Origin of the sequence: Rhodococcus sp. SG20037 (genome assembly GCF_031763325.1) — a bacterium.
Lineage (GTDB): Bacteria > Actinomycetota > Actinomycetes > Mycobacteriales > Mycobacteriaceae > Rhodococcus_F > Rhodococcus_F qingshengii.
The window spans coordinates 1,208,661-1,233,683 of record NZ_CP134497.1; the positions used below are offsets into that span (position 1 = coordinate 1,208,661).

A 25,023-nucleotide genomic window follows, 5' to 3' on the forward strand; every position below is an offset into this window, starting at 1 on the left:
TCTCAGCGGCTGCCGTACTCAACCTGGTTCAGCACGGAAGAATCTGCGTTTCCGCTGCGGTCGATCTCGGGACGAGTGTTGTCCGACGCGGCGGCCGTGACACCGAAGATGACGCCGGCACCCAGAACGGCACCGATGACAGCGCTGGCCACACCGGGGACAAGGAACTTCGTCATCGCGGATCTCCCAATTGGTCGTTAGTCGGTCGTTCGCGGTCGGACGGACTTACCGGCCCGTACGAACTGCTCGGGTCAAGGTATCACCCGCACTCGAGAATCCGGACGATTACCCTCGTGACGTGCTGGTCAGTCGAGGGTTTCGGCACCAAGCGCGGTCAACAGAGTGCGCAGTTTCGTGGACGTCTCGTCGAGTTCGTCCTGCGGATCCGATTCGGCGACGATTCCGCCACCCGCGCTGGCCCAGGCAGTGAAGCCGTCTGCACCGATCTCGGCGCAGCGGATGGCAACCACCCAATCGCCGTCACCGGCCTCGTCGCACCATCCCACGGCGCCGCCGTAGAAACGCCGAGGTTCCTCGGTCTCGCGGATGACCTTCAGTGCCGTGTCAGTGGGTGTTCCGCACAGCGCGGGCGTCGGATGCAGCGCGATGGCGAGGTCGAGCGCAGTAGTGTCGTTTCGCAGCGTGCCGCGGATCGGGCTGGCCAAGTGCCAGACCTCGTGAGTATTGGTCAGTTCGGGAGTTGCCGGCACCGACAGATCACTGCACATCGGTTGCAGGACCTGGCGGATCCACGACGTCACGAAGGCGTGCTCGGCCAGATTCTTCGTCGAATGCAGAAGGCTTTCGCCTGCCTCGCGGTCTTGATCGGCGTCGGCGGATCGCTTGGTGGTCCCGGCCAACGGGCGACACGTCACGACGCGCCCGCGTCGACTGACCAATACTTCGGGCGTCGCGCCGACCAGGCTGTGGCCCTCGAATTCGGCTCCCGCAGCAGAGAGGTCGACGGCAAAGGTGTTGGCGACGGGATTGAGCGCCGCCATGCGTGCGGCGAGCGCGGTTGGGGAGATCGGGGTCTGCGTGCGAAGTTCCACAGTGCGAGCCGCGACAACCTTGTCGATCTCTCCACTGCGGAGGCGTCCGATCAACTTTTCCACTCGACGAAGATGCTCCGACGACGACGGGATCTCCCGGTCAACCCGGGTCGTGGGCAGGGCCTGGGGATCGCGCGGTTGCCACGGCCGCGACGCGATCGTCGCCTCGGCGGGTTCGTACAACGCCGTTGCGGCAGCGGGGTCGAAGGGGAGCGCTCCGACGATCAGCTTTGTCGTACCTGCCGACAGAGCGTTGGTGGCCGCGTCGGAGCTGTCGAAGCTGCGTCGTACGCCGCGGGTGACCACGCTGTGATCGGGGCGCGAGAGAACAAAACCGTCCATGGTGCTTTCGACACTAGTCGGCCACGGATCAGGAATGCGCGAAGGTCACTTCCCCGGAGGGACGATCAACACCGGCCGATGACTGTGACGCAGAACATGATCCGCGACGCTGCTCTGCAGTAGCGACCGCAAACCCGTGGTGCCACGGGTGCCGGTCACGATGATGTCGACGTCCAATTCGTCTGCGGTTTCGCAGATTGCAGACCAGATCGCGGATCGGCACTCGGCGCTTCTGCCTTCGACGGTCAGGCCGGCGGCCTCGGCCAATGCGACGCCCTCGGCGAGGGTGACTTTGGCGTCGGTGTACGCGATGTCCTCGACGTCGTCGTCGGGAACCCACTCCGGTTGCATCACCCCGGACAGGCCGGACATGCGAGCGGCCTGGCGAACCATGGGCTCCCAGGCAGTGACGAGAACAGCACGATTGGCGGAGAGGAAACGCCCCGCATAGTCGACTGCACGCTTGGCGTTGTCGGAACCGTCGTACGCGATGAGCATCAGACCTTGTGGCATCACGACCTCCTCGTCAGCGGGGGAATCGGTTCTCTTCCAGGCTACCGTCCCGATGTGCCCGTGAGGGAGTGTATGGGTACCGGGTCCGTTACGGTCGAGGTATGCGGATCAAGTTTCTGAAGGCTGCAACGACCATTGCATTGTGCGGAGGGTTGGTTGCGGGATGCTCGGGCGAAAACGGGACCGCCGATCCGGTTTCGAGCGCCCCGACCAGCACCAGCACCGAGATCACGTCGACGCCTGCGGCATCGAGCTCCGCACCCGTCGCCGCATCGTGCGGTAGCGACCTTCTAGCCTCGCTGTCCTTGCGTCAGAAACTTGCCCAGCTGCTCAACGTCGGCGTCACCGGGACCGACGACGCGTTGTCGATAGTGCAGAACGAGGAGATCGGCGGTATCTTCGTCGGAAGTTGGACCGATCAGTCGATGCTCACCAATCGCGAAGTGCCGCAGGTTGCTTCGGCGTCGAAGTTGCCGTTGATGGTGACGATCGACGAAGAAGGTGGACGGGTTTCGCGCGTCGCGGACATCCTCGGGCCCGATCCGTCGGCCAGGGAAACGGCGCAGACCATGACAGTGGAACAGACGTACCAGATGGCACTCGAGCGTGGACGCGGTTTGAAGGATCTCGGGATCACCGTCAACTACGCCCCCGACGTCGACGTCAGCAGCCAACCCGACGACTCCGTGATCGGGGACCGCTCGTACTCCGACGACCCCCAGACCGTGGTTGCCTACGCCGGTGCGTACGCGCAGGGGATGCGCGACGCCGGAATCTTCCCGGTGATCAAGCACTTTCCCGGGCATGGCAGCGCGTCGGGTGACTCGCACCGGGGTGAGGTGACAACGCCGCCGCTACAGGATCTGATCGCGTCGGACCTGATTCCCTTCCGTGAGCTGTCGGGAACCGGAGTCGGCGTCATGATGGGTCACCTCGAGGTTCCCGGTCTGACCGAGCCCGGTACCCCTGCCAGCATCAGCCCCGCAGCCGTTGCGTTGCTTCGCGACGGAGTGGGTTACGGCGCAGCGCCGTTCACCGGCCCGGTATTCACCGACGACCTCAGCGGAATGCAGGCGATCACCGACCGATACGATATTGCCGACGCGGTTCAGGCTGCGCTGGTGGCTGGAGTCGATCAGGCATTGTGGCTGACCACCGACGACGTTCCGCGGGTTCTCGATCATCTCGAGCAGGCCGTCGCGTCGGGTGAGCTTCCGCAGACGCGGGTCGATCAGGCTGTGGTCACAGTTGCCGCTGCCAAAGGTGCCGTGACCTGCTGAGTCGAAGTCAGGATTCGACGCGCAATCTTACCGTAGAGTAAGATCGACATTTACCCTGTGGTTGGAGGAAGCATGGCCGGCGGTACCAAGCGACTGCCACGCGCAGTGCGTGAGCAGCAGATGCTCGACGCGGCTGTGGACGTGTTCTCCGACAGGGGGTTTCACGAAACTTCGATGGACACCATCGCAGCCAAAGCCGAGATCTCGAAGCCGATGCTGTACCTGTACTACGGCTCGAAGGAAGAGTTGTTCGCGGCGTGCATTCATCGTGAAGGGCTCCGCTTCCTCGAGGCCCTCGCCCCGGCCGGCGCGCCGAACCTGACTCCGCGTGAACAATTGCGCGCCGCTCTCGAGGGCTTCCTCGGGTTCGTGGGCGCAAACCGCAAGTCGTGGATGGTGCTCTACCGTCAGGCCGTCGGGCAGCAGGCTTTTGCGGGAACCGTGCAGTCCAGCCGCGATCGGTTGATCGAGTTGACCGCGCATCTGCTCGAGTCCAGCACCAAGGATCCTGATGCCGCGCATGATTACGGGATCATCGCCATCGCGCTCGTCGGCGCCGGTGAGGCGGTAGCCGACCGGGTCGCGGGTGGGGAAATCGAAGTGGATGCCGCAGCGGATCTACTCGAATCCCTCGCGTGGCGCGGTCTGTCGGGCAAGAAGAAGTCCGAATAGCTCTCAAACCAATCTGAGCGAACGTACCTTTCAGCGCATCCAAGGCGCCGAAAGGTACGTTCGCTCAATTGGGGAGGGTGGGAACCCGACAAAACTCAGGTCAGCGCAGCGTCGCAGTGACGTGCGGGTAACCCTTCTTCGGGTGGCGCAGTGACAGATCCCAGCCGTCGTCGGTGCGATCAGCGTAGGCATTCAGCGTCGCCGGTAGCAGAATCGGCTTCCCGAAACGCACGCGGTAGGTGACCTTGTCCGCGACGGACCCCTCGACGGTCCGCAGAACTGCCGCGGCACTCCACATTCCGTGAGCAATGGTCTTCGGGAAACCGAAAGCCTTCGCGCCCAGAGACGAGACGTGAATCGGATTACGGTCGCCGGAGACAGCGGCGTACTTGCTGATCGTGGTCTGGTCGACGCGGATGGTGCTCATCGGCATCGGGGGGACCTCGTCGGCCTTGGGCTCCGGACCGGGCTGGCCGGACAGGGAGGTCTTCTGCTGGTTCAGGAAGCTCGAGGTCTGTCGCCAGACCAGTTCCCGTCCCACCCGAATTTCGGTGATCACGTCGATCAGCAGGCCCTTGCGGTGCTCACGCAGGTTCTCGGCATGCACCGAGAGGTCAAGCGGTTCGCTGACGGAGATGGGCCGCAGTGATTCGATGACGTTCTCGGCGTGAACGGAGCCGACGGCGGCGAAGGGGAAGTCCTTCGACACCATCAGCTTCATCACGGTAGGGAAGGCCAAGGTGAAGGGGTACGTGATCGGCAGAGTGTCGCCGAACCGCAGTCCGGTCACGCGGCAGTACGCCGCCAGATTGTCGGTGTCGACCTTCAATCCGGTGAGGGTGAAGGTCTGCTGTGGCACCGAGCGCGAGTTGGACTTGTTCCACGGCAACAATCCCAGTACCGCGCGGGAGTAGATGTCGAGGGTCTTCGGCTGCTCGGTGAGCGCGACGGTCTTTGTTGCCATCATGCGCCCAGGAGGCTCTGGCCGCAGACGCGAACGACCTGTCCCGTAACGGCATTGGAGGCCGGGCTGGCGAAGTATGCGACGGTCTCGGCGACGTCGACGGTCTCGCCGCCCTGCAGGAGCGAGCTCATGCGGCGGCCGGCTTCGCGGGTGGCGAAGGGGATGGCTGCGGTCATGGCGGTCTCGATGAAGCCCGGTGCGACGGCGTTGATGGTGATGTTCTTCTTCGCCAGGACGGGAGCTTCGGCGTGTACGAGGCCGATGACGCCGGCCTTGGAGGTGCCGTAGTTGGTCTGGCCGCGGTTGCCCGCGATGCCGGCGATGGAGGAGACGTCGACGACGCGGCCGCCTTCCTTGAGGGCGCCCTTCTCGACGAGGTGCTCGGTGATCTTCTGCGGTGCAAGAAGATTGACGTTCATGACCATGTTCCAGCGGCCCTCGTCCATGTTGGCGAGGGTCTTGTCGCGGGTGATGCCGGCGTTGTGGACGATGATGTCCGCTCCACCGTGACGCTCGAGGAGGTGAGCTGCGAGGACCTCGGCTGCGTCGGCTGCCGTGACGTCGAGGGCGAGGGACGTGCCGCCGACCTTGTTCGCGGTCTCGGACAGCGCTTCGCCGGCGGCCGGGATGTCAGCGCAGACGACGTGCGCGCCGTCGCGGGCCAGGACCTCGGCGATGGTGGCGCCGATACCGCGGGCTGCGCCGGTGACGACGGCAACCTTGCCTTCGAGCGGCTTGTCCCAGCTTGCGGGCGCGACGGAATCTTCAGCGCCGACGACGATGACCTGGCCGTCGACGAAGGCGGACTTTGCCGAAAGGAGAAAGCGCAGAGTCGATTCCACGCCGGAGAGTCCGGTGGATGCCTTGGGGGAGACGTAGACCAGCTGAGCGGTGGAGCCGCGCTTGATCTCCTTGCCGACGCTGCGGGTGAAGCCTTCCAGAGCGCGCTGCGCGACATGCTCGTCGACGCTCGACGTTTCTTCCGGCGTCGTGCCGAGAACGACGACGCGAGCCGACGGTGCGAGGTTGCGGATCACGGGCTGGAAGAACTCGAACAGCTGCTCGAGCTCGCTGACCTGAGTGATTCCGGTGGCGTCGAACACGAGTCCACCGAAGCTGCTGTCGTGTGCCTGAGCCGCCGGGTAGTCGGAGAGCAGTACGCGAAGTGGTTCTGCGAGCCGACCCTTGCCGCCGATGAGGACAGGTCCGGCGAGTGCGGGTTCCCCTGCTTTGTAGCGACGCAGGTTCTCGGGCCTGGGCAGGCCGGCCTTCGACGCGATGAATGCGCCGGGGGCGGACGAGAGGAACTGTGAATAGAGGTCGGGAGCTCCCTTGCTGGCTGCCACGGTCCTACCTTCTGTTGTGTTTCGGGTTGTCTCTCACCGGGCAATCGAAAGAATGCGGCGATAGACAAGTAACTTACTACTGAGTAAGAATAGTCTTCAACAGGTAATCGCACCATCCTTGGAGACGCAAGTGACAAGCAAAGCCCGTTCAAATGCAAAGCCCGCCGCACCGCGCACTGCACCGGCCGCAGCCGCTGCAAATTCTGCAGGTCAGCGCCGTCCGGTTGCGATCGTCGGCGGAAATCGCATTCCGTTCGCACGCTCGGACAAGGCGTACGCACAGGCGTCCAACCAGGACATGTTCACTGCGACGCTCGACGGTCTGGTGAGCCGATTCAATCTGCAGGGCGAGAAGCTCGGCATGGTCGTCGGCGGTGCGGTGCTCAAGCACAGCCGTGATTTCAATCTCATTCGCGAGTCCGTTCTCGGCAGCGCGCTGAGCCCGTACACGTCGGCGTACGACCTTCAGCAGGCGTGCGGCACGGGACTGCAGTCGATCATCGCCGTCGGCGACGCCATTTCGGCCGGCCGCATCGATTCCGGCATCGGCGGCGGCACGGACACCACGTCCGACGCTCCGATCGGCGTCAACGATCAGGCACGCGAGTTCCTGCTCTCCCTCAATCGCGCGAAGTCCACGGGCGACCGCATCAAGCTGCTCGGCAACGTCCGTGCGGGCATGCTCGGCCTGGAGATTCCGCGCAACGGCGAGCCTCGCACCGGCAAGTCGATGGGTGACCACGCTGCGATCACTGCCAAGGAATTCGGCATCAAGCGCGAGGACCAGGACGAACTTGCCGCTGCCAGCCACAAGAACATGGCAGCTGCCTACGACCGCGGCTTCTTCGACGACCTCGTCACCCCGTTCCTCGGCCTGACCCGCGACGACAACCTCCGTCCCGGTTCGACCGTCGAGAAGCTGTCGACGCTCAAGCCCGTCTTCGGTACCAAGCTCGGCGACGCGACGATGACGGCAGGCAACTCGACGCCGCTCACCGACGGCGCTTCTGCAGTGCTCCTCTCCACCGACGGTTGGGCAGCCGAGCGCAATCTTCCGGTTCTGGCGCACCTCGTCGATTCCGAAACCGCTGCCGTCGACTACGTCCACGGCAAAGACGGGTTGCTCATGGCTCCTACGTACGCGATCCCGCGTTTGCTGGCCCGCAACGGTCTGACCTTGCAGGACTTCGATTACTACGAGATCCACGAAGCCTTCGCTTCGGTGGTTCTGGCAACCCTGCAGGCCTTCGAGTCGGACGAGTACTGCAAGGAACGCCTCGGCCTCGACGGCGCATTGGGATCGATCGACCGAAGCAAGCTCAATGTCAACGGATCGTCCTTGGCTGCAGGTCACCCGTTCGCGGCGACCGGCGGACGTATTGTGGCTTCCCTCGCAAAGATGCTCGCGGAGAAGGGTTCGGGCCGCGGCCTGATCTCGATCTGTGCGGCCGGTGGCCAGGGTGTCACGGCGATCATCGAGCGGTAACCGCTCCACAATCTCCCCATGCGACTGAAAACTGCGCTCACCTGCAGTGATCGTCGCGAGGGGATGCGTAATCGGGGATCCGGCCACGAGGGGTGGCCGGATCCCCGAACTCTTTGCAAACTTTTTCGCGCAGGCGTGTAACGCTGCAGAATAGCTACCGATATTCATGACAGCCCCGTGTTGCTGCCTGACCCCCGACCTGGCAGCAGCGCGGGGCTCTCGTATGTCCGGATATCCTGTATTGAGTTGTCGGTGAGCGCCGCAGCGACGGTTGATGCAGCGAGGAGCCAACAGGTGAGTGACGAAGAGGGTCCGTCCGTCGAGAAGACGAACAGCGAGGACTCGTCCCTCCCGGAACAGGAACTCGAGTCGGTCGAGGAACCTCAGGCGGTCGAAGAGACCGAGTCGGTCGAGGAACCCCAGTCGGTCGAGGAACCCCAGTCGGTCGAGGAACCCCAGTCGGTCGAGGAACCCGAGGCCCCTGAGGACACTGAGGCCGTTGTCGAGGCTGAATCAGTAGAACCTGAACCAGCCGAAGCACCAAGACCTGTCGACGAAGAAGCAAGCGATTCCACGGAAGCGACAGTCGACGAATCGGCAAACGAGGTCACCACCGTCATCCCTGTCGTCCCAGCGGAGGACGCACCGTCGACGGAAGTAGTCAACTCGGCTCCGGCGACAGAAGCCATCGACGAGCAGACAGAGCAGTTCGAGCCCCCGGCAGTGGTGGTTCCCCCGAAGCCGCCGCGTCCCGAGTTCGTGCAGCAGTACGACACCCAGCAACTCGAACCCATCCAGCAGCAGTACGAGCCTGTTGTCCGAGAACCAGAGGTAGTTGCACCCCCGGCGCCGCAACAACCGGTGGCGCCCGCTTCGCAGTCTTCCCGCAAGTGGGTCAAACCGGCGATAGCAGTCGGCGCCATCTTTGCCGTCGCAGCGATTGCCTACGGAGTGGACATCTTCACCTCGTCCGGGAAGACACCACGCGGCACTCAGGTCGCCGGGGTGGACATCGGTGATCTCACGCCCGCCGACGCGGAAGCCACGCTGCGCGCCCAACTCGGCCCGAGGCTCGTCGAACCGGTAGCGGTACATGCAGGCGGCGTCGACTCCGAGATCGTTCCCGCGTCTGCGGGTGTGGACGTCGACTGGTCGGCGACGCTGTCGGGCGTGAACGCTCAGCCCATCAACCCGATCACCCGCATCACGTCGTTCTTCGGCTCCCGCGAGGTGCCCGTGGTGTCGGCAATCGACCAGGGTGCGTTGGATGCGTCGATGGCGCAGCTCGCGGCGAACAGCGATCGTGCGCCCGTCGAAGGTGCAGTCGTGTTCGAGAACGGGAAGGCGACTGGTGTTTCGCCCGCTGCCGGTCAGGCGCTCGAAACGCAGCAGGCGGGTTCGACCTTCGCCGCTGAATGGTCCGATGGTGGCGTCGTCGATCTTCCGGTCGACGAGGTTCCGGTGACGGTCACTCAGGCCGGTGTCGATCGTGCGCTGCAGGAGATCGCTATTCCAGCTGTCTCGGGTGACGTCGTGGTCAACGGCCGTGACGGCAAGGTCGCGACACTCGGCGTCGATCAGATCGGCGAGTTTCTGACCTTCACACCCGACGGCTCGGGTGGGCTGACTCCGCAGTACAACACGGATGCTGCGATCAAGATTCTGACTCCGCAGTTGGCGTCGACGGAAGTACAACCCAAGGACGCGTCGTTCACCTTCGCCGGTGGCAAACCGTCGGTTGTGCCCGGTGTCGTCGGTGATCTGATCAACTGGCCGGACACGGTCAAGGAACTTCCGGTTCTGTTGGGCAGCACGGCTTCTCGGGCAACGCCCGCCGTTTACGGACCGGTCCCGCCGGCGTTGACCACCGAAGCCGCGGAGGCCCTCGGCATCAATGAGGTGATCGGCGAATTCACTACCGGTGGTTTCGAATACGCGTCTGGTGTGAACATCGGCCTGGCCGCGTCGGAGATCGACGGGGCCGTGATCAAGCCCGGTGACACGTTCTCGCTCAACGAGTACACGGGCCCGCGCGGTGCGGCGCAGGGATACATCGAGTCGGGGATCATCAACAACGGTCGCCCGGACAAGGCTGTCGGCGGCGGTATCAGCCAGCTCGCGACGACGCTCTACAACGCGACGTATTTCGCAGGTATGGAGGACGTCGCGCACACCGAGCACAGTTACTACATCTCGCGGTACCCCGAGGCTCGTGAGGCGACCATCTTCGATGGTGCGATCGACCTGCAGTTCCGTAATCCGGCGAAGACCGGCGTGATGATCGAGACGATTGCGACGTCGTCGAACATCACCGTTCGGATCTGGGGAACCAAAACTGTCGATGTCACGTCGACGACCGGCCCGCGGACGTCGCCGACGTCGCCGAACACCGTGACCTTGCCGGAGGGGCCTGGCTGTGTGGCTTCGAGCGGTGCGCCCGGGTTCACGGTCAGCGACACTCGCGTGATCACCGACCACGCGAGTGGCGCCGAGATTTCCTCGAACACCCGGACCGTCAAGTACGACCCGGTGCCGATCGTGAAGTGCGAGTAGGGAACTACTTGCCGACGAGTGGGGCGAGGGTGCGGCCCGCGAGGTCGACGATGCCTGGCTCTTCGCCGTTCGTGATCAGGTTGATCACGACGCCGTCGATGCCGTGGTCGAGGATGCGCGTCTGGACCTGCTCGGCTACGTCGTCCGGGCTGCCGACGAAATGGCGTTCGGTGGCCTTGGCGACCACGTCTTCCGGCGCGGTGGTGATGTCGAGGCCACGCTCCGCGAGAAATGTTCGCTGATGCGCGCGAGCCTTGTCGCCGTCCTCGTCGATCATCATGAACGTCAGGAAGCTGGTTTCGAGGGTTGCGGGATCGCGACCGGCTTCGTCGCAGCGTGCCGCAAGTGCTTCCATCTTGCGGGGCAGTTCCGACGGGTCGCAGATGATGTTGAGGTGATCCGCGAAGCGAGCGGCGAGGCCGAACGTTTTCTTCTCACCGCCACCGCCGAGCAGGATCGGTAGGTCGTCGCGGACGCGAGGCTCGTTGATGGCGTCCTCGACGTGGTACCACTTGCCGTCGAAGGTGGGGCGATCACCGCGGAGCATCGGCGCGATGATCTGCAGGGCTTCGTCGAGTTTCTGGAAGCGCTCGGTGAAAGTGCCGAACTCGTATCCGAACGAATTGTGTTCGAGTTCGAACCAGCCGGCGCCGATGCCCAGGATGGCCCGACCGCCGCTCACCACGTCGAGGGTGGTGACGGTCTTGGCGAGCATGGGCGGATTGCGGTAGGTGTTTCCCGTGACCAGTGCAGACAACTGGATGGTCTCGGTGGCCGTCGCCAGCGCGGAGAGCGCGGAGTAGGCCTCGAGCATCGGGGCGTCCGGCGCTCCGATTCCGGGGAGTTGGTAGAAGTGATCCATCACGAATGCAGTGTCGAAGCCTGCGGCTTCGGCTTCGCGGGCCTGCGCTATGACGGTGGGGAAGAGGTCCTTGACCGGACCGCCGTAGCTGAAGTTGGGCATCTGGTATCCGAGGCGAGTGCTCACCGTTTCGACGTTACTCGCGATCGGTTGACCTGGCACGATTTTACCAACTCTATGGATTCCGTTGTGCTGGGCAGACTTCCGGAATTCAGAGAAGTTCTTCGGCCGCTTCGCGTCGCTTGGCGCGCTGCTGGTGAAGTTTGACGATTGCGATTGCGACGCCACCGCCGATGATGGCGCCTACCAGCGCGCCGACCCAGGTTGACGATTCTTCGTACGAATCGAATTCGAGACGGGCCATGATTCCGACAGCGGCCACGAGGTAGAGCGCGATGCTGATCACCACGCGAGGACGGCCGTAGGTGGACAACACGTACACATCGACGTCGCGACGCTTCGCATAGATGATCGTGATCAACGAGCCGAACAACGCAACGATCAGCAGCGCGAGCGAGATCCACGCCCCTGTTCGGCCGGCGACCCAGGGCAGAATCGCCGAGCTGACGAATATTGCCCAGAAGACACTCTGGAGTCCCACCGCCGAGGCTTCGTTCCAGACGTCGCGCTGACGCTCGTCCTTGTAGAAGTCGTCGTCCAGATCGCCGACGAACCGCATTGCCTTCATCATGGTGCTCATGCCGTCTCCTCTGGAATTTCTGTGGTGAGTTCCGATTCGGGTAGGGGAAAGAGCGCTTCGACGGTGGTCCCCAGTGCCAGTGCCAGGCGTAGTGCCAGGTAGACACTCGGTGCATAGTCGCCGCGTTCGACGGAGACGATGCTCTGTCTGCTCACCTGACCTGCCGTGGCCAGTTGCGCCTGGGTGAGGCCGGCGAGGCGTCGGTGCTCCCGCACGTTGTTGTCGCCGGCCTTTCCAGTCATGCAAAAAGTAAAGAATACTTGTCACTAGATGTCAAGTTTGCTTGTCATATGAGAGGCTGAAGAGCATGCGTGAACGATTTCTCGAGATCGCCCTGGCCAATCCGGTGGTCGCAACGATCGTGGATCGGGCACCGAAGCTGGGATTGCCGGAGTGGTACCTGACGGCGGGTGGGCTCTTCCAAACCGTCTGGAATCACATCGACGGCCGTGACCTCGGCGCCGGAATCAAGGACTACGACCTCTTCTACTTCGACGCCGGCGATCTGAGCTACGACGCGGAGGACCGTGTGATTCGTTCGGCGGCAGAACTGTTCGCCGATGTCGATGCCGATGTCGAAGTACGCAACGAAGCCCGCGTGCACCTGTGGTACGAGCAACATTTCGGGATTCCCGGCGTTCCGTTCACCAGTTGCCGCGACGCTATCGACCACTTCGCTTCCACAACTTGCTGTTTCGGGATCACCAAGGGATCAGACGGCACCGTCGACGTGTATGCCCCGCATGGCTACGACGACCTTTTCGACATGATCGTCCGCCCCAACCCGGTACTGGCGCCGAGAGAGGTGTACGAGGCCAAGGCGGCACGGTGGCGCAGGGAATGGCCCGCGCTGACCGTGGAGCCTTGGCCGGAGAACCTGACCTAGACTTCGATCGGCGGATGCAGCCTGTCCATGGTCCATTGCCGATTTCGGCGTGAGAGGCGTGTCTTCCCTGGTCGCAGTGCGTCCGCCACGGCCACGAACTGTGGCCGATCCGTGTCGACCCTGCTGTCTCGTCCGTCCGTGCATGGAGACAACCGGCCGGATTCAACGCATCCAGCTGTAGTTCTGGTAGTTGAACCCCCGCAAGACCTTGCGCCTTTCGGAATCGTCTGCGCTAATTTCACGAACTTTCAGTGTGCTGCGACGTTCATCCATGATTGTCTGGGTCCCCTCATGGTGAAAATCTCTTCCGATATTTGGTGGATTGTTTCTAATACTTTACGTCTAATTCTTTAGTGCTAATAAGGTTTCTCCAATGTGAATAGCAATCATCACTAACAAATGAACATTCTACGGTGAAAGTGTGGTTTGTCTATGTGACTTTTCGTGCAACGTGCGATATATCGGAATATTTTCTGCTCGACGACTGTCGTGGCTTTTCAAACTTCTCGACTATTTGGATTGTCGGTTTAAACGCTTTGCATTCGATGCTCGAAATTTCATTGAGAAAAATATCGAGGTTGGACGAAAAATTTCTAGAACCTGTTCCCGGATGGACGAAATGTGAGTACAGTGACTCACGTCACCAGAGCTTCGGGTCCTGTTCAATGCGAGCTCTCACCAGGGCATTCCCTTTTAGGGAAAGCTGTAGCCCTGCGAGCAGGGCCATAAATGCGAAGTTGGCGATAACCCCGAAGATAGCAGGTCGGTTGGTGATAAGAGATGGTCAGAACAGATCGGGTTGGAGCGTTAAGGACTCCGCGCTCTCGCCTATGAATTGAACGCCTGGGGTCTATCAATTCAACCGAAGGAAGAACTCGTGAAGTTGACTGCCAAGAATTCCGTCAGAGGTGTCCTGCTCGGTACCGCAGCCGGTGCGATGGTGCTCGCCGGAACCGGTATTGCATCCGCTGCCACCGTCGGCGCTGCTGGCTCCGCCGTAACTCTTTCCGCATCCTCTGCGTATCAGGTATGTGGCAATTTCTACGTCGGCCCGGACGCCCACGTGGCGGGCGTGCCTTCTGGTGCCAAAGCGGTAGTGGGCGCCCAGGTCACTGGCAAGCTATACAGCTCATCCTCCAGCACGACTCCGATCACGACCTTCACCGCCACAACGAATGCCGCGGGTGGATGGTGCATGCAGGGTGACTCGGCGATGGCTAGCACCGTGACGAGCGGTGGTGAGGTCAGGATGTCCACCGACACTCCGACCGTGTTGGACGGCACAACAACTCGCACAGGGCAGTGGTCGGGCGGCGGGGCGGACGCCGTCATCGATGCAGGGGAGTTCCTCCTCCATGGCAATGCGTTCATCTTTTCGGATAGGGCCTCGAAGGTGAACTTCTACTACCAGTAAGTCGATCGGCTGCAAGGTTGATCGTAAGAACCTGGACGGGTTGGAGTGCGGGTCTCCGTGCTCCAACCCGTTCGCCGTATGACGCCGTGTTGCGAGTTCGGGTGTGTGTTTCGGCAATTGTGACAATGGGCGCGGGTGTCGCCAGGGAGATGGCGAATGCTGCTTCGGCTGTGACGAATGCAGGCCTGTCTCTGCGGCTTTGTCTCGCAGCCTGCTCGATGTAATTCGGTCGTCCGGCACGGATTGGACGGCATCGGTATCGTCTCGAAGTCATGGCTTATGGGCAATCGCCGTAAGGTTGGCTCGCAATCAATTCTTGTGCCACTGAATAGTGTTCGTGAAGCCGTGATCGGGAAGTTGGCTGCGCGACCTGAATCCGTGATTCGGGTGGCTTTCTGATCCTGCAAGCGGTTCCATCTCGCTTTCGGTGCAAAATTTCTAGTCCTAAAGATTTAATGAACCGAACTATAGTACTAGGACTTTAGTGCTAACTAAATGAATTCCATCTATGGCAAGAAAAATTCCTAGAACGAGTTCCTAATTTGCAAATTTTGGGTACAGTTGTCGGCACCACGAGGAGTTGCGGGCTTCCCCAAAACCTCGCTTGGCAACCACTGTTGTGCCGGATAAACCGACCTGGCCCCGCGCCACAGTCAGAGCAATTACCTACTGGAAACGGAGTAACAAATGTTAGGTCAGTTCATGGCCCTCCTGCGGGCATTTATCCCGTCCTTTGCAACATCGTTAGGCGACGGGCTTGATGGATTGAACGCCATCTCGCTCGACATGTCCGCGAGTGGAGGAGAGGGCTGATGGGATCCGTGCAGCAAGGTACCGCGTCGCTGGGGCAGACCGTAGAACAGATGCTTCCGATGTTATTTACATATCTGATGGATATCCCGCTCCAACTGTCATTCGGTTACCCCCGGTGACCCTGTTCAATCTGAGGAGAAACTAGATGTCGCTCAACGCAATGAGCACGGACCTGGCTGAACTTGCAACCATGACGTTCTACGCCCTTAGGTTTCCGCTTCAACAATTCCTTGTCGGACTCTCGTAAAGAAGGGTGAACTCATGTCGTCTGATTTCTGGACCGGAAGTGTCAAGAACACGCTAGCGTTTTACGGGCTGACGTTGGTCGGGTTGTGGACCGCATCAATGGAAGGCGGCGGGTGGGCAAGCCTCGATCGATGAGCGCGAAATAGAATATTCGACGTGAGCTGATCGGCAGCTCCGACGATATCTGAGATAGCCGAATGCAGACCCTGTCGTAAAGGTTCCTGGCAGGGTCTGCATCACGTGCGAGGCAGCTTCAAAACATGATCGTCCGCCCCTCCCGGTGCTGGCGCCGAGAGAGGTTTACGAGGCCAAGGCAGCACGGTGGCGCAGGGAATGGCCTGCGCTGACCGTGGAGCCTTGGCCGGAGACCCTCGCCTAGACTTCGATCGGCGGATGCAGCCTGTCCATGGTCCATTGCCGATTTCGGCGTGCAGCAAGTGAACTGGCGCCGAGTGAGGCGACGAGAAGGCCGCCGAGGACGGCGATCGAGACCCACAGTCTCGAGTCGATACCGCCGACGGTGAGTTGTCGTAGCCCGTTCACCGCGTAGGTCATCGGGTCGAAGGGGTGGATGATCTGGAACGGTTTCGCGGTGGTTTCGACGGGATAGATGCCGCCGGCCGAAACCAGTTGCAGCATCAGGAACGCCAGGGTGATGACGCGTCCGACGGAGACTCCGAAGATGGCGTTGAATGCCTGGATCAACGCCATATACGTGGCAGTGATGAGCATCAGGAATCCGACGGTGCCGAGGGCGTGTGTGGGGTGCAGGCCGACGGCGAAGTGCACGACCAGGTACATCACGATCACCTGGCAGATGCCGATGAGCAATGCCGGCCAGTACGAGGCGAGGACCACTCGCAGCGCGCCGAGTCCGTTTGCGATGGGCCGGTTCTGGAGCGGCTTGAGCAGCATCCAGGTGATGATGCCGCCCACGAACAGCGCGAGGGGCAGGAAGAACGGAGCAAAACCGGTACCGAACGTGCTTGCCCGGTTCTCGTACGTCTCCTGTAGTTCGACCGGGCTGGAGAGGGTTTGAGCGGTTGCGGTTCGCTGCTGATCGCTCCAACTGGGGACCTGACCGGCGCCCTCGGTGAGTTTGGTCGCGAGTTCGGCAGACCCGGCACGGAGTTGCTCGGTGCCGTCTGCGAGTTTGGCTGCACCATCGGAGAGTTGAACGCTTCCGTCGGTGAGTTGAACCAGTCCACTACTGAGGGTTTGAGCGCCGTCGTTGACTTGCTGACCGCCGTCACGCAGCTGTACCAGGCCGTTGCGGAGTTCACCACCGCCGTTGGCCGCGGCGCTGAGCCCGGCTCGGAAGGTGCTCGACGGATCGTCGAGTTGGTAGGCGAGTTGTTGTGCACCGCTCTTGAGTTCGCCCAGTTGGCCCATGGTCGCTTCACCGAAACCCTGAGTGCGCAGCATGTCCTGGGCAGGCGCGAGGGCATTGGCGATCTGTTGGCTGACGGGATCCGGGTTCAGTCGAAGGCTGGCCACTGCCTGCCCGACCAGCTGTGCGACGTCTGCTTGTGTGTTCCCGAGGACACTCAGTTGGTCGACGACCTGGGTGACGCCACCACTGAGTTGGCTTGCACCGTCGCCAAGTTGGACGGCTCCGAGATCGAGCTGCCCCAGACCGTCGGTCAGTGCGAGGACGCCGTCCGTGGCGGTGTTGATACCGGTCGAGAGTTGCGCTGTACCGCCGGCAAGAGTGGCTGCACCGTCACGTGCGGTAACCATGTTGTCGGCCAGAGTTTTCGAGCCCGACGCCAATTCGCCGGCTCCGGCGTTGGCAGTGTTCACTCCGGCCGAGAGCTGGAGCGCTCCGTCGGCGGCCTGCTTCAAACCAGCACCCGCATCGGTCAATCCGACCAGAACTGTTTCGACGGACTGCGCGCCGATCTTGTCGCTGACCTGACTGAGGACCTGCTGGGCGGCGTTTTGGCCGATGATGGTGCCGAGGTAGTTGTTGACGTCGTTGAAGGTGAACTGCAACTGAGCTTTGTGGGGGTCCTTGGTCGTCGGGGAGGCGACGGCCTCGCTGAAATTCTCAGGCAATGTGAGAGAGAAGTAGTACGTGCCGTCCGAGACTCCCTGAGCGGCTTCCTGCTGCGAGACCAGGTGGAGATCGAGCTCACCGGAATCGAGCAGCGCTTGGCTTACCTCGTCGCCCGCGTTGAGCTCCTGACCCTGCACCATCGCGCCGCGGTCGGTGTTGACCAGCGCGACGGGGACCTTGTTGACCTCACCGAACGGATTCCAGAATGCCCACAGGTACATCGCGCCGTACAGCAGTGGCATCAAGATGATGGTGACGAGTGCGATCCTGGGCATCGCGCCGCGGGAGAACCGCTTGAGTTCGGTTCCGAGAGACATTCCAGCGAGCATCGCGGTTACCTCGCCCCTTCTTGGTCGGGATTGGTGACTTCTTGGAGCAGGGTGACGGCATCGATGGGTGATCCGTCTGGCAGCGGGTTGACGGTCGACGCGATGATGGTCTGGTAGCTCCCCATCTCGACGAGTCGCTCGACGAGGTATGCGCGTTCGGAGTCGCGCCGCACCTGTTCGAGATCGTCGACGACAAGCAGGGCCGGCTTTTTCGTGTTCGCGACGGCGATACGCAGCAGGATCGCCTCGAGTTCCCCGAGATCGCTGACGTACCGGCCGAGCGCAGGTAACGGATGATCGCCGAAGACGGGAGCGCACACCGCTTCGAGTTCGCGGTCTCCGGCGCGTCCGATGAGCTTGTACCAGGGCGCATCCCAGCGAATTTGTTCGGTGATCAGATCGCGGACGGTGACGGATTCGGCAAGCTCGTCGATGTCCTCGAACCCGGCGACCCCGGCGATCTCGAAGATCTCGCGGGGACGCGTTCGACCGAAGACGGACAGTGAGCCGGAACTGGCTTTCATTCGTCCGCTGAGTGTCAGAAGTAAGGACGTACGTCCTGAACCGGCCGAGCCTTCGAGGATGGTCACACCGCCCGCACGAATCTCGAGATTGACGGGTCCGAACACCGGCCCCCATGGGCCGTCGAGCGCCAAGTCCGTGGCGGTCAATGCCAGGTCAGGGGCGTAATCGGGTTGTGCGTGCTCTGGTGCGACCACGATGATCACCTGTCTGTTGATCTACTCGGCCTGCGAAAGAACCGAGTGCTGGTTCAGTGGACGTTCGTGCTCACCCAATCACATCGGTAGCGGGCGAGCGGTCCCATGAATGGGATGTGTCGGACACGTTCGACAACTTGAAGACCGAACGGTATGTATTCTGTTGGAAACGGAACGGGGGAGTCGAGGTGCCGGTTCGTAGACGCGGTATGTGTGCGTTACTGGTCATGGCCACCCTGTCGGTTGTCTCCTGTGCCGGCGAGCGCGAGTCGCCCCCGTTCGTGTCGAGCGAGAGGCTTTTCGAGTTCACCGGTCGCAATGTCGGACCCGTGACCGTTCCGCCCTTGCCTTCCGATCGGCACGAGTCCGAAGCAGCGCCGTACGGAGCCATCACCCTGTCCGGTGGGTGGAGCGGCGCAGCCAATGTCTCGCTGCCCGGATCCGTCACGTGTTTCGAGCACAACTGGGCGGATTCGCTGCCCGCCGGTCACCGCCAGTGGGCCTACGAGGTGCACACCAGTTCCTTTTACGAGTACGACGGCGGCGGCGAGTATCCGGGACGTGATTTCCAGTTGCAGGTCTACGTGAACGAAAAACCGGAACCAGGTCAGCACGGGTCGGCGATCATGAAGTTCTCGGATCAGAGCGGACAGTTCGTGTCCTTCGGGGGCGGTGACGACAAGTCCATCGAAATCGTCAGTTCTCCGGACCGCAGGCGCGTGGCGCTTTCCCTGGTGGGAAGGGCGGCACGGCCCGGCGAACAACCGACGACGTCCGTACTGTCCGCACAGATCAGTTGTCCGACCGTCGAGCGCAGATGACCTCGGATTCCATGGACTGCTGAGCATGAAAATGCCGGCCCCGAAACGTTCTCGGGACCGGCACTTTTCATGAATCAGGAACGAATCAGAATGCTGCTTCGTCGATCTCCATGATGTCGTTCTCGGTGTTCGCGATGATCTCGCGTGAAGCGGTGAGCTCGGGCAGGACGTTCTTGGCGAAGAAGGAAGCGATGGCGACCTTGCCCTCGTAGAAGCCCTTGTCCTTGTCGGAAGCGCCGTTGTCGAGTGCTGCGAGAGCGATCTCGGACTGGCGGAGCAGCTGCCAGCCGATGAGCAGGTCGCCGACGGACATCAGGAAGCGGACGGAGCCGAGGCCGACCTTGTACAGCTCGGTGGGCTGCTCCTGAGCTCCCATGAGGAAGCCGGTGAGCGTGGCGGCCATGGCCTGGACGTCTTCGAGTGCGGTGGCGAGCAGTGCGCGCTCCGCCTTCAGACGACCGTTGCCGGCTTCGCTGTCGATGAAGGTCTTGATCTGTCCGGCAACGTGAGCGAGCGCGACGCCGCGGTCACGAGCGATCTTGCGGAAGAAGAAGTCCTGAGCCTGGATGGCCGTCGTGCCTTCGTACAGCGAGTCGATCTTGGAGTCGCGGATGTACTGCTCGATCGGGTAGTCCTGCAGGAAGCCGGAGCCACCGAGGGTCTGCAGGCTGTCCGTCAGGTACTGGTACGCACGCTCGGAGCCGACGCCCTTGACGATCGGGAGCAGCAGGTCGTTGACGCGGAACGCGGTGTCCTTGTCTGCGCCCGAGACGAGCTGGGCGACAACCTCGTCCTGGTGAGCTGCGGTGTAGAGGTACACCGCGCGCAGGCCTTCGGCGTATGCCTTCTGCATTGCCAGGCTACGACGCACGTCGGGGTGGTGCGTGATGGTCACGCGCGGTGCTGCCTTGTTGGTCATCTGGGTCAGGTCTGCGCCCTGCACGCGCTGCTTGGCGTAATCGAGAGCGTTGAGGTAACCGGTGGAGAGGGTGGCGATTGCCTTGGTGCCGACCATCATTCGAGCGTGCTCGATGACGTCGAACATCTGGGCGATGCCGTTGTGGACCTCGCCGACCAGCCAGCCCTGTGCGGGGATGCCGTGGCCGCCGAAGGTGACCTCACACGTGGCGGAGACCTTCAGGCCCATCTTGTGCTCGACGTTGGTGACGAAGACACCGTTACGCTCGCCGAACTCTTCGGTCTCGAAGTTGAAGTGCGTCTTCGGGACGAAGAACAGGCTCAGGCCCTTGGTGCCCGGTCCGGCGCCTTCGGGGCGAGCGAGAACGAGGTGGAAGATGTTCTCGAACAGGTCGTCCGAGTCGGCCGAGGTGATGAAGCGCTTGACGCCCTCGATGTGCCAGGAGCCGTCGTCCTGCTTGATCGCCTTGGTGCGTCCGGCACCGACGTCGGAGCCGGCGTCGGGCTCGGTGAGGACCATCGTGGCGCCCCATCCGCGTTCGACGATGGTGGCTGCCCACTTCTTCTGCTCTTCGGTGCCGTTGTTGAACAGCACGTCCGCGAAGGCGGGTCCGGCCTGGTACATGTGCGCTGCAGGCTGTGCGCCCAGGATCAGCTCACCGATGGCCCACACGACGGAGCGGGGAACCGGCACGCCGCCGACCTCTTCGCTCAATCCCATGCGGTACCACTCGGCATCCCACAGAGCCTTGAACGACTTCTTGAAGGATTCCGGAAGTGCAACGGTGTGCGTCTCGGGATCGAAGACAGGGGGGTTGCGGTCCGCATCGGCGAAAGATTCGCCAAGCGGTCCCTCGGCCAGGCGTGCGACCTCTGCCAGCATGTTGCGGACAGTGTCGGCATCCAGGTCGCCCCAAGCGCCTTCGCTCAGTGGCTTCTCCAGTCCGAGAACCTCGAAGAGGTTGAACTCCAGGTCCCGAACGTTGCTCTTGTAATGGCCCATGTCTTCTGCTTCTCCCAGTGAGGTGGTGCGGTCCAGCACTCCTAGTACCGCCCGAAGTTTATTACTCGTCGGTAACTTAATACATGTTACTAGCCGTTCTTTGCATTGCCAACACCGGATTTGCGTCCGATGACAAGCGCGTCGACCGCGATTCCCGTTTCGGTGTGCCTGTGGGGATTTCCGGCGATCTCGAACTCGAGCTTTCCGTGGAACTCCTGCATCAATTCTTCTGGTGTGTAAAGGATTTCGGGATCTTGCGGCCCACCGACGCCGTAGTCGATGTTGCTTCGGTCGTGACCCAAAATCATGAGGATTCCGTCAGGTTTCAGAGAATTTATGGCACGGTTCACAACCAGGGTGCGTTGTGGTGCGGGCAGATGAAGGTAAAGAAGCAGGGCCAAGTCGTATCCCTGCCCGTTCCTCGAGGCGTAATCCGCGACGGTGACGTCGCCGCATCGGTAGTCGAGCCGGTCGAGAACCGATCGGGGCGAGCGGGCCGCGATCGTGCGGGCTTTCTCGATCGCGACGGCCGAGTAGTCGATCCCGGTGACCTCCCAACCGCGGGTCGCGAGCCACAACGCGTTACGGCCCTCGCCGCACGCCAGGTCCAGTGTCTGGCCGTGGGGGAGGGCCGTCGCGTATTCCACCAGCAGTTCGTTGGGAGGAGCGCCCCAGACGAGCTCGGTTTCTTCGTACTTCTTGTCCCAGGCCGCCGCATCCATAGATGACGACGGTAGTGCCACTCAGTGGTTACGCACTCCGTCCATCGGGTTCTTGCGTAGAGCGGCGCGCGTCGGGATCGCGATGGAGACAAATCCCAGAACAGCGGTCACCGCGACGATGGAACCGTAGATCGCCGGTGAAATCGCCGGGATCGGCTGCCCGGACACCGCTACGGCAATGCCCATCAGAGGCGGCAGGGCGATCAGTGATCCGACCACGATGGCGATTCCCACCACCATCAACGACTCGATGCGCATCATTGCTCGGACCTGCCTCGTCCGCGAGCCCACCAGTTGAAGGAGCGCGAACTCGCGGGAACGCTCGGCAGTGGCGGCGACCAGGGTGTTCACGACTGCGACTGCGAGATAGCCGAGCAGGACGAGGACGGCGAGGATGCTGACCCACGACTGCATACGACGCTGATCTTCGCCCGCGGCCCCGAACTGGTCCTGGTTCATCGCGGCGATCGAGGGGAACGAGCGCAACGACTGCTGGACTTCGGCCGACCGTCCGGGTTCGGCAACAACCAGAACGGTGTCGATCAGAGCGTCGGTGGAGTGCTGACGCAAAGTCTCGATCGGCATGGTCACGTCCCCGAATCCGAGGCCGCGACCATATTTTGCGACGACCATGGGATGTACCAGTGTTCCGTCACCCAGATAGAGGTCGACGCGCTGGCCTACCTTGGCTCCGAGGGTGAAGGCGCCGTCTTCGCTCACGGCAACGGTATCGCCGGTCAGAGCGCTGAGGTCGCCCTCGGTCACCGCGAGATCGAGGGTCGCGTCGGCGCTGGCGGCGTCGATGCCCTGGGCCGCGATCGCGCTGTCGGCTGAGCCGCCTTCCTCTCCGCTGGGTACCGGGAGGACTTGACTGCGGACCACCGGGTTTGCCGCACTCACTCCGGGCACCGATGCGATCGACTCGAGGAGCGAGGGAGCGATACCGGCTGGTGCGCCGACGATCAGGTCGGCGGTGACGCCCTTGATCGACTGGTTGGTCGCCTCGGCGGCGACGGTGCTCTGGCTGAAGAACTGCACCGAGCCGAGCGCGATTGCGAGAGCCAACGGAACAACCGCCGACGAGAGCCGTCTCGAATTGGATTCGGCGTTGGCGGCAGCGAGAACTTTGGACGCCGACCCACTGCGGCGCAGCGGACCGCCGATCACCTTGATGATGCCGCGCACCAACATGGGGCCGAGCAGCGCGACCGAGAAGATCAACAACAGTGCGCTCGAACCGGCTCCAGCGGCCGCCACGCTGCCGGGCAGGAAAGCAGGGAGGACGCAGGCGCTGAGGCCGGCGGCGCCGAAGATCAGCCCGGTGACGATGCGTCCGCGGCTCAGTTTCGCCGGGCCGCTTTCGGATTCGCGAAGCGCTTCGACGGGGTCGAGCTTCGCCGGTCGTCGTGCCGCGATCGCCGCTGCCGCGCGGGCAGTGAGTACGCAGATCACGAAAGCTGCGATCGCCGGAAGCGGGCTGTAGGCCAGCGCGAAATCGGTGGGCATGACCCCGGCGTCGGCGAACTGTGCGCCCAGCACTCGGGCGAGCAGGTATCCGGGCACCGCGCCGAGAGCTGCCGCCGCAGCAGCAACGAGCAGCACTTCACGTCCGATCATGACGTGCACTTGCCGCGTGGTGGCTCCGATTGCCCGCAACAGAGCGAACTCTCGGCGTCTGGCGTTGATCGAGAGCGACAGCGTGCTGGAAACGACGAACATACTGACCATCAACGCGAGACCGGCAAACGACGCGCAGAGCACGATCAACTGCGTCCGCGCAGCACCGGCGTCGAGGAATTCGATGCCTCCGCGTGCAGTGCCGGTCGAGACCTCCGCACCGTTTCCGGCGAGTGCATCGCGGGCGAGAGCGGCAGCATCCACGCCTTCGGGAGCGATCAATCCGACTGCGGTGACAGCGTTCTGGTGCGGCCACAACCGTTCGGCCTCTGCGTCGTCGAGGAAGACGAGTGCCGGACGGTCGGGTGACGGCACCGAAGCCGAATCAGCTGTGCCGACGACGGTGTACTCGTCCGTTACCGCGCCGTGAGCCAGCGTGATTCGCTCGCCGAGCGCGGCGCCCGTGGTCGAGACCACCTCGTCGCGGCTCTGCGGAGCGCGCCCCTCGATGAGCGAGTACGGCGCCAATTGTGCTGTTTCCCAAGGATGTGCATCGAGTACGACGCCCTCGGCGGTGCTGACGGGGACGGAGATGTCGGGAACCACGGTGACATCGAGTGCGTCGAGCTTGCGGACCGTATCGCCGGCGAGGAGAACTCGCTCGGCAAAGGGCTGATCGGCGTCTTCCTTGACCTCGAGCGCCTGTGGCGCACTCACGATGGCGTCGGCACCGGCGTAGAGATGTGGTGAGACACCGCCTCGCACTCCCGATTCCAGCAGCACACCCAGACCGCAGGTGAGGAGCGCTGCGCAGAATACGGAGACGAACACGGCGACGAAACCGGAGCGATGCGCTTTCAGGTGCGCAAAGGTGTGCGCTTTCATCATCACCAGTCCCCGAGGTGTGTCATGCGCTCGGCGATCTGCTGCGGGGTCGGGCGGTCGATGTGCCCGACAAGTTTCCCGTCGGCGAGGAACAGCACACGATCGGCGTACGACGCGGCCACCGGGTCGTGCGTGACCATGACGATGGTCTGGTCGAACTCGGCGGCTGTCCGGCGCAACAACTCCAGAACCTGCTTGGCGCTACGGGAGTCGAGGGCGCCGGTCGGTTCGTCGGCAAAGAGTGCGTCGGGGTGGGTGACGAGGGCGCGTGCGATGGCGACGCGTTGCTGCTGACCGCCGGACAACTCGGAGGGTTTGCGCTTGCGGTGCGATCCGAGTCCGACGGATTCGAGGACGAAGGTCAGGTACTGCTTGTCGGCTCGTCGCCCGGCGAGGAGTAGGGGGAGCGTGACGTTCTGCTCGACGTCGAGAGCGCCGAGCAGGTTGTAGGCCTGGAAGACGAAACCGATGTGATCGCGACGGAAGATGCTGCGGGCCTTCGGCTTCAGTTGTGAAATTTCGGTGTCGCCCAGCCACACCGATCCGCTGCTCGGTCGGTCGAGGCCCGCGGCGCAGTGCAGGAAAGTGCTCTTACCTGATCCGGACGGGCCCATCACTGCGGTGAAGGTGCTGCGCGGCAGAGTGAGGCTGACGTTGTCGAGGGCGGTCACGGCGCCGCGGCCGTTGCCGTAGACCTTGCTGACCCCTTCGAGTCGCACGGCAGATGTTCGAGCTCCCGTGGCACCAGGAGCCGGCGGGGCGAGGACCGAGTGTCGATTCTTCATGGGAAGAACGCTATGGAGATTCGCCATTCGTCGACA

General features: G+C 62.6%; 21 protein-coding genes. 7 read left to right on the forward strand and 14 right to left on the reverse strand.

Translation table 11 applies throughout. From position 1 onward, the window contains the following. Positions 1-2: 2 nt before the first annotated feature. The 3 genes from RHP72_RS05540 to RHP72_RS05550 all read right to left on the reverse strand — a co-directional run bounded on the left by RHP72_RS05540 (position 3) and on the right by RHP72_RS05550 (position 1,907). Positions 3-176, reverse strand: a complete 174-nt coding sequence (locus tag RHP72_RS05540; RefSeq protein WP_003945488.1) for a DUF2613 domain-containing protein — start codon at positions 174-176, stop codon at positions 3-5. A 129-nt stretch (positions 177-305) separates the two neighbouring features. After that, on the reverse strand, positions 306-1,394 hold the full coding sequence (locus tag RHP72_RS05545; protein ID WP_118602748.1) for an isochorismate synthase MenF: 1,089 nt from the start codon (positions 1,392-1,394) through the stop codon (positions 306-308). 45 nt (positions 1,395-1,439) lie between these two features. After that, positions 1,440-1,907, reverse strand: coding sequence for a universal stress protein (locus RHP72_RS05550; protein WP_003945900.1), 468 nt, complete (start codon positions 1,905-1,907; stop codon positions 1,440-1,442). A 101-nt stretch (positions 1,908-2,008) separates the two neighbouring features. Here RHP72_RS05550 and RHP72_RS05555 point away from each other — a divergent pair, with 101 nt between their 5' ends. After that, the gene (locus tag RHP72_RS05555) at positions 2,009-3,187 is read left to right on the forward strand and encodes a glycoside hydrolase family 3 N-terminal domain-containing protein (RefSeq protein ID WP_058039141.1); all 1,179 of its coding nucleotides are present in this window, start codon (positions 2,009-2,011) and stop codon (positions 3,185-3,187) included. A 72-nt stretch (positions 3,188-3,259) separates the two neighbouring features. Next, positions 3,260-3,859, forward strand: coding sequence for a TetR/AcrR family transcriptional regulator (locus RHP72_RS05560; RefSeq protein WP_003945885.1), 600 nt, complete (start codon positions 3,260-3,262; stop codon positions 3,857-3,859). A 100-nt stretch (positions 3,860-3,959) separates the two neighbouring features. Here the strand turns inward: RHP72_RS05560 and RHP72_RS05565 are convergent, their stop codons facing one another. Both RHP72_RS05565 and RHP72_RS05570 read right to left on the reverse strand, forming a co-directional pair. Beyond that, positions 3,960-4,823, reverse strand: a complete 864-nt coding sequence (locus RHP72_RS05565; RefSeq protein WP_063314950.1) for a MaoC/PaaZ C-terminal domain-containing protein — start codon at positions 4,821-4,823, stop codon at positions 3,960-3,962. After that, positions 4,823-6,169, reverse strand: coding sequence for a 3-oxoacyl-ACP reductase (locus RHP72_RS05570; protein ID WP_003945596.1), 1,347 nt, complete (start codon positions 6,167-6,169; stop codon positions 4,823-4,825). The genes RHP72_RS05565 and RHP72_RS05570 overlap by 1 nt, the downstream gene beginning before the upstream one ends. Positions 6,170-6,299: 130 nt before the next feature. Here RHP72_RS05570 and RHP72_RS05575 point away from each other — a divergent pair, with 130 nt between their 5' ends. Further along, positions 6,300-7,655: an acetyl-CoA C-acetyltransferase gene (locus RHP72_RS05575; protein WP_311094442.1), complete on the forward strand. Its 1,356-nt coding sequence runs from the start codon at positions 6,300-6,302 to the stop codon at positions 7,653-7,655. Positions 7,656-7,949: 294 nt separating this feature from the next. Beyond that, positions 7,950-10,208, forward strand: coding sequence for a VanW family protein (locus RHP72_RS05580; protein ID WP_311094443.1), 2,259 nt, complete (start codon positions 7,950-7,952; stop codon positions 10,206-10,208). A 4-nt stretch (positions 10,209-10,212) separates the two neighbouring features. Here RHP72_RS05580 and RHP72_RS05585 read toward each other — a convergent pair whose 3' ends face one another. The 3 genes from RHP72_RS05585 to RHP72_RS05595 all read right to left on the reverse strand — a co-directional run bounded on the left by RHP72_RS05585 (position 10,213) and on the right by RHP72_RS05595 (position 12,012). After that, complete coding sequence (locus tag RHP72_RS05585; protein ID WP_172403486.1) at positions 10,213-11,196, reverse strand: LLM class F420-dependent oxidoreductase; 984 nt, start codon at positions 11,194-11,196, stop codon at positions 10,213-10,215. A gap of 85 nt (positions 11,197-11,281) precedes the next feature. Next, positions 11,282-11,770 (reverse strand): hypothetical protein, encoded by a 489-nt coding sequence (locus tag RHP72_RS05590; protein WP_050655513.1) that lies wholly within the window; start codon positions 11,768-11,770, stop codon positions 11,282-11,284. Beyond that, on the reverse strand, positions 11,767-12,012 hold the full coding sequence (locus tag RHP72_RS05595) for a helix-turn-helix transcriptional regulator (RefSeq protein ID WP_007734566.1): 246 nt from the start codon (positions 12,010-12,012) through the stop codon (positions 11,767-11,769). The genes RHP72_RS05590 and RHP72_RS05595 overlap by 4 nt, the downstream gene beginning before the upstream one ends. A 65-nt stretch (positions 12,013-12,077) precedes the next feature. On the opposite strand from RHP72_RS05595, the gene RHP72_RS05600 reads away from it, so the two are divergent. Together RHP72_RS05600 and RHP72_RS05605 are read left to right on the forward strand one after the other, a co-directional pair. Beyond that, entirely contained in the window at positions 12,078-12,656 is a 579-nt protein-coding gene (locus tag RHP72_RS05600) for a nucleotidyltransferase family protein (protein ID WP_063314946.1), read from the forward strand. A gap of 877 nt (positions 12,657-13,533) precedes the next feature. Next, positions 13,534-14,070, forward strand: a complete 537-nt coding sequence (locus RHP72_RS05605) for a hypothetical protein (protein WP_054781872.1) — start codon at positions 13,534-13,536, stop codon at positions 14,068-14,070. 1,434 nt (positions 14,071-15,504) lie between these two features. Here RHP72_RS05605 and RHP72_RS05610 read toward each other — a convergent pair. Next, entirely contained in the window at positions 15,505-17,517 is a 2,013-nt protein-coding gene (locus RHP72_RS05610; protein ID WP_007734572.1) for a YhgE/Pip domain-containing protein, read from the reverse strand. 5 nt (positions 17,518-17,522) lie between these two features. Continuing rightward, entirely contained in the window at positions 17,523-18,245 is a 723-nt protein-coding gene (locus tag RHP72_RS05615) for an ATP-binding cassette domain-containing protein (protein ID WP_007734574.1), read from the reverse strand. A gap of 179 nt (positions 18,246-18,424) precedes the next feature. Between RHP72_RS05615 and RHP72_RS05620 the strand changes: the two genes are divergently transcribed. Continuing rightward, a complete protein-coding gene (locus RHP72_RS05620) occupies positions 18,425-19,057 on the forward strand; it encodes a hypothetical protein (protein WP_230359540.1) in 633 nt (210 codons plus the stop codon). An 85-nt stretch (positions 19,058-19,142) separates the two neighbouring features. On the opposite strand, the gene RHP72_RS05625 is transcribed toward RHP72_RS05620, so the two are convergent. The 4 genes from RHP72_RS05625 to RHP72_RS05640 form a co-directional block, all read right to left on the reverse strand. Then, positions 19,143-20,978: an acyl-CoA dehydrogenase gene (locus tag RHP72_RS05625; protein ID WP_007734578.1), complete on the reverse strand. Its 1,836-nt coding sequence runs from the start codon at positions 20,976-20,978 to the stop codon at positions 19,143-19,145. An 89-nt stretch (positions 20,979-21,067) separates the two neighbouring features. After that, complete coding sequence (locus RHP72_RS05630) at positions 21,068-21,700, reverse strand: class I SAM-dependent methyltransferase (RefSeq protein ID WP_311094444.1); 633 nt, start codon at positions 21,698-21,700, stop codon at positions 21,068-21,070. Between the two features lie 21 nt (positions 21,701-21,721). Next, complete coding sequence (locus RHP72_RS05635) at positions 21,722-24,205, reverse strand: ABC transporter permease (RefSeq protein ID WP_311094445.1); 2,484 nt, start codon at positions 24,203-24,205, stop codon at positions 21,722-21,724. Further along, positions 24,205-24,987 carry an ABC transporter ATP-binding protein gene (locus tag RHP72_RS05640; RefSeq protein ID WP_051649487.1) on the reverse strand — a complete coding sequence of 261 codons (783 nt, stop codon included), beginning with the start codon at positions 24,985-24,987 and terminating at the stop codon, positions 24,205-24,207. The genes RHP72_RS05635 and RHP72_RS05640 overlap by 1 nt, the downstream gene beginning before the upstream one ends. Positions 24,988-25,023 lie beyond the last annotated feature (36 nt).

Excerpts from the sequence above, each read along its gene's own strand:
- RHP72_RS05540 (WP_003945488.1), bottom strand. The coding sequence starts at position 176 with ATGACGAAGTTCCTTGTCCCCGGTGTGGCCAGCGCTGTCATCGGTGCC.
- RHP72_RS05545 (WP_118602748.1), bottom strand. The coding sequence starts at position 1,394 with ATGGACGGTTTTGTTCTCTCGCGCCCCGATCACAGCGTGGTCACCCGC.
- RHP72_RS05550 (WP_003945900.1), bottom strand. The coding sequence starts at position 1,907 with ATGCCACAAGGTCTGATGCTCATCGCGTACGACGGTTCCGACAACGCC.
- RHP72_RS05555 (WP_058039141.1), top strand. The coding sequence starts at position 2,009 with ATGCGGATCAAGTTTCTGAAGGCTGCAACGACCATTGCATTGTGCGGA.
- RHP72_RS05560 (WP_003945885.1), top strand. The coding sequence starts at position 3,260 with ATGGCCGGCGGTACCAAGCGACTGCCACGCGCAGTGCGTGAGCAGCAG.
- RHP72_RS05565 (WP_063314950.1), bottom strand. The coding sequence starts at position 4,823 with ATGGCAACAAAGACCGTCGCGCTCACCGAGCAGCCGAAGACCCTCGAC.
- RHP72_RS05590 (WP_050655513.1), bottom strand. The coding sequence starts at position 11,770 with ATGAGCACCATGATGAAGGCAATGCGGTTCGTCGGCGATCTGGACGAC.
- RHP72_RS05595 (WP_007734566.1), bottom strand. The coding sequence starts at position 12,012 with ATGACTGGAAAGGCCGGCGACAACAACGTGCGGGAGCACCGACGCCTC.
- RHP72_RS05600 (WP_063314946.1), top strand. The coding sequence starts at position 12,078 with ATGCGTGAACGATTTCTCGAGATCGCCCTGGCCAATCCGGTGGTCGCA.
- RHP72_RS05610 (WP_007734572.1), bottom strand. The coding sequence starts at position 17,517 with ATGCTCGCTGGAATGTCTCTCGGAACCGAACTCAAGCGGTTCTCCCGC.
- RHP72_RS05625 (WP_007734578.1), bottom strand. The coding sequence starts at position 20,978 with ATGGGCCATTACAAGAGCAACGTTCGGGACCTGGAGTTCAACCTCTTC.
- RHP72_RS05630 (WP_311094444.1), bottom strand. The coding sequence starts at position 21,700 with ATGGATGCGGCGGCCTGGGACAAGAAGTACGAAGAAACCGAGCTCGTC.
- RHP72_RS05635 (WP_311094445.1), bottom strand. The coding sequence starts at position 24,205 with ATGATGAAAGCGCACACCTTTGCGCACCTGAAAGCGCATCGCTCCGGT.
- RHP72_RS05640 (WP_051649487.1), bottom strand. The coding sequence starts at position 24,987 with ATGAAGAATCGACACTCGGTCCTCGCCCCGCCGGCTCCTGGTGCCACG.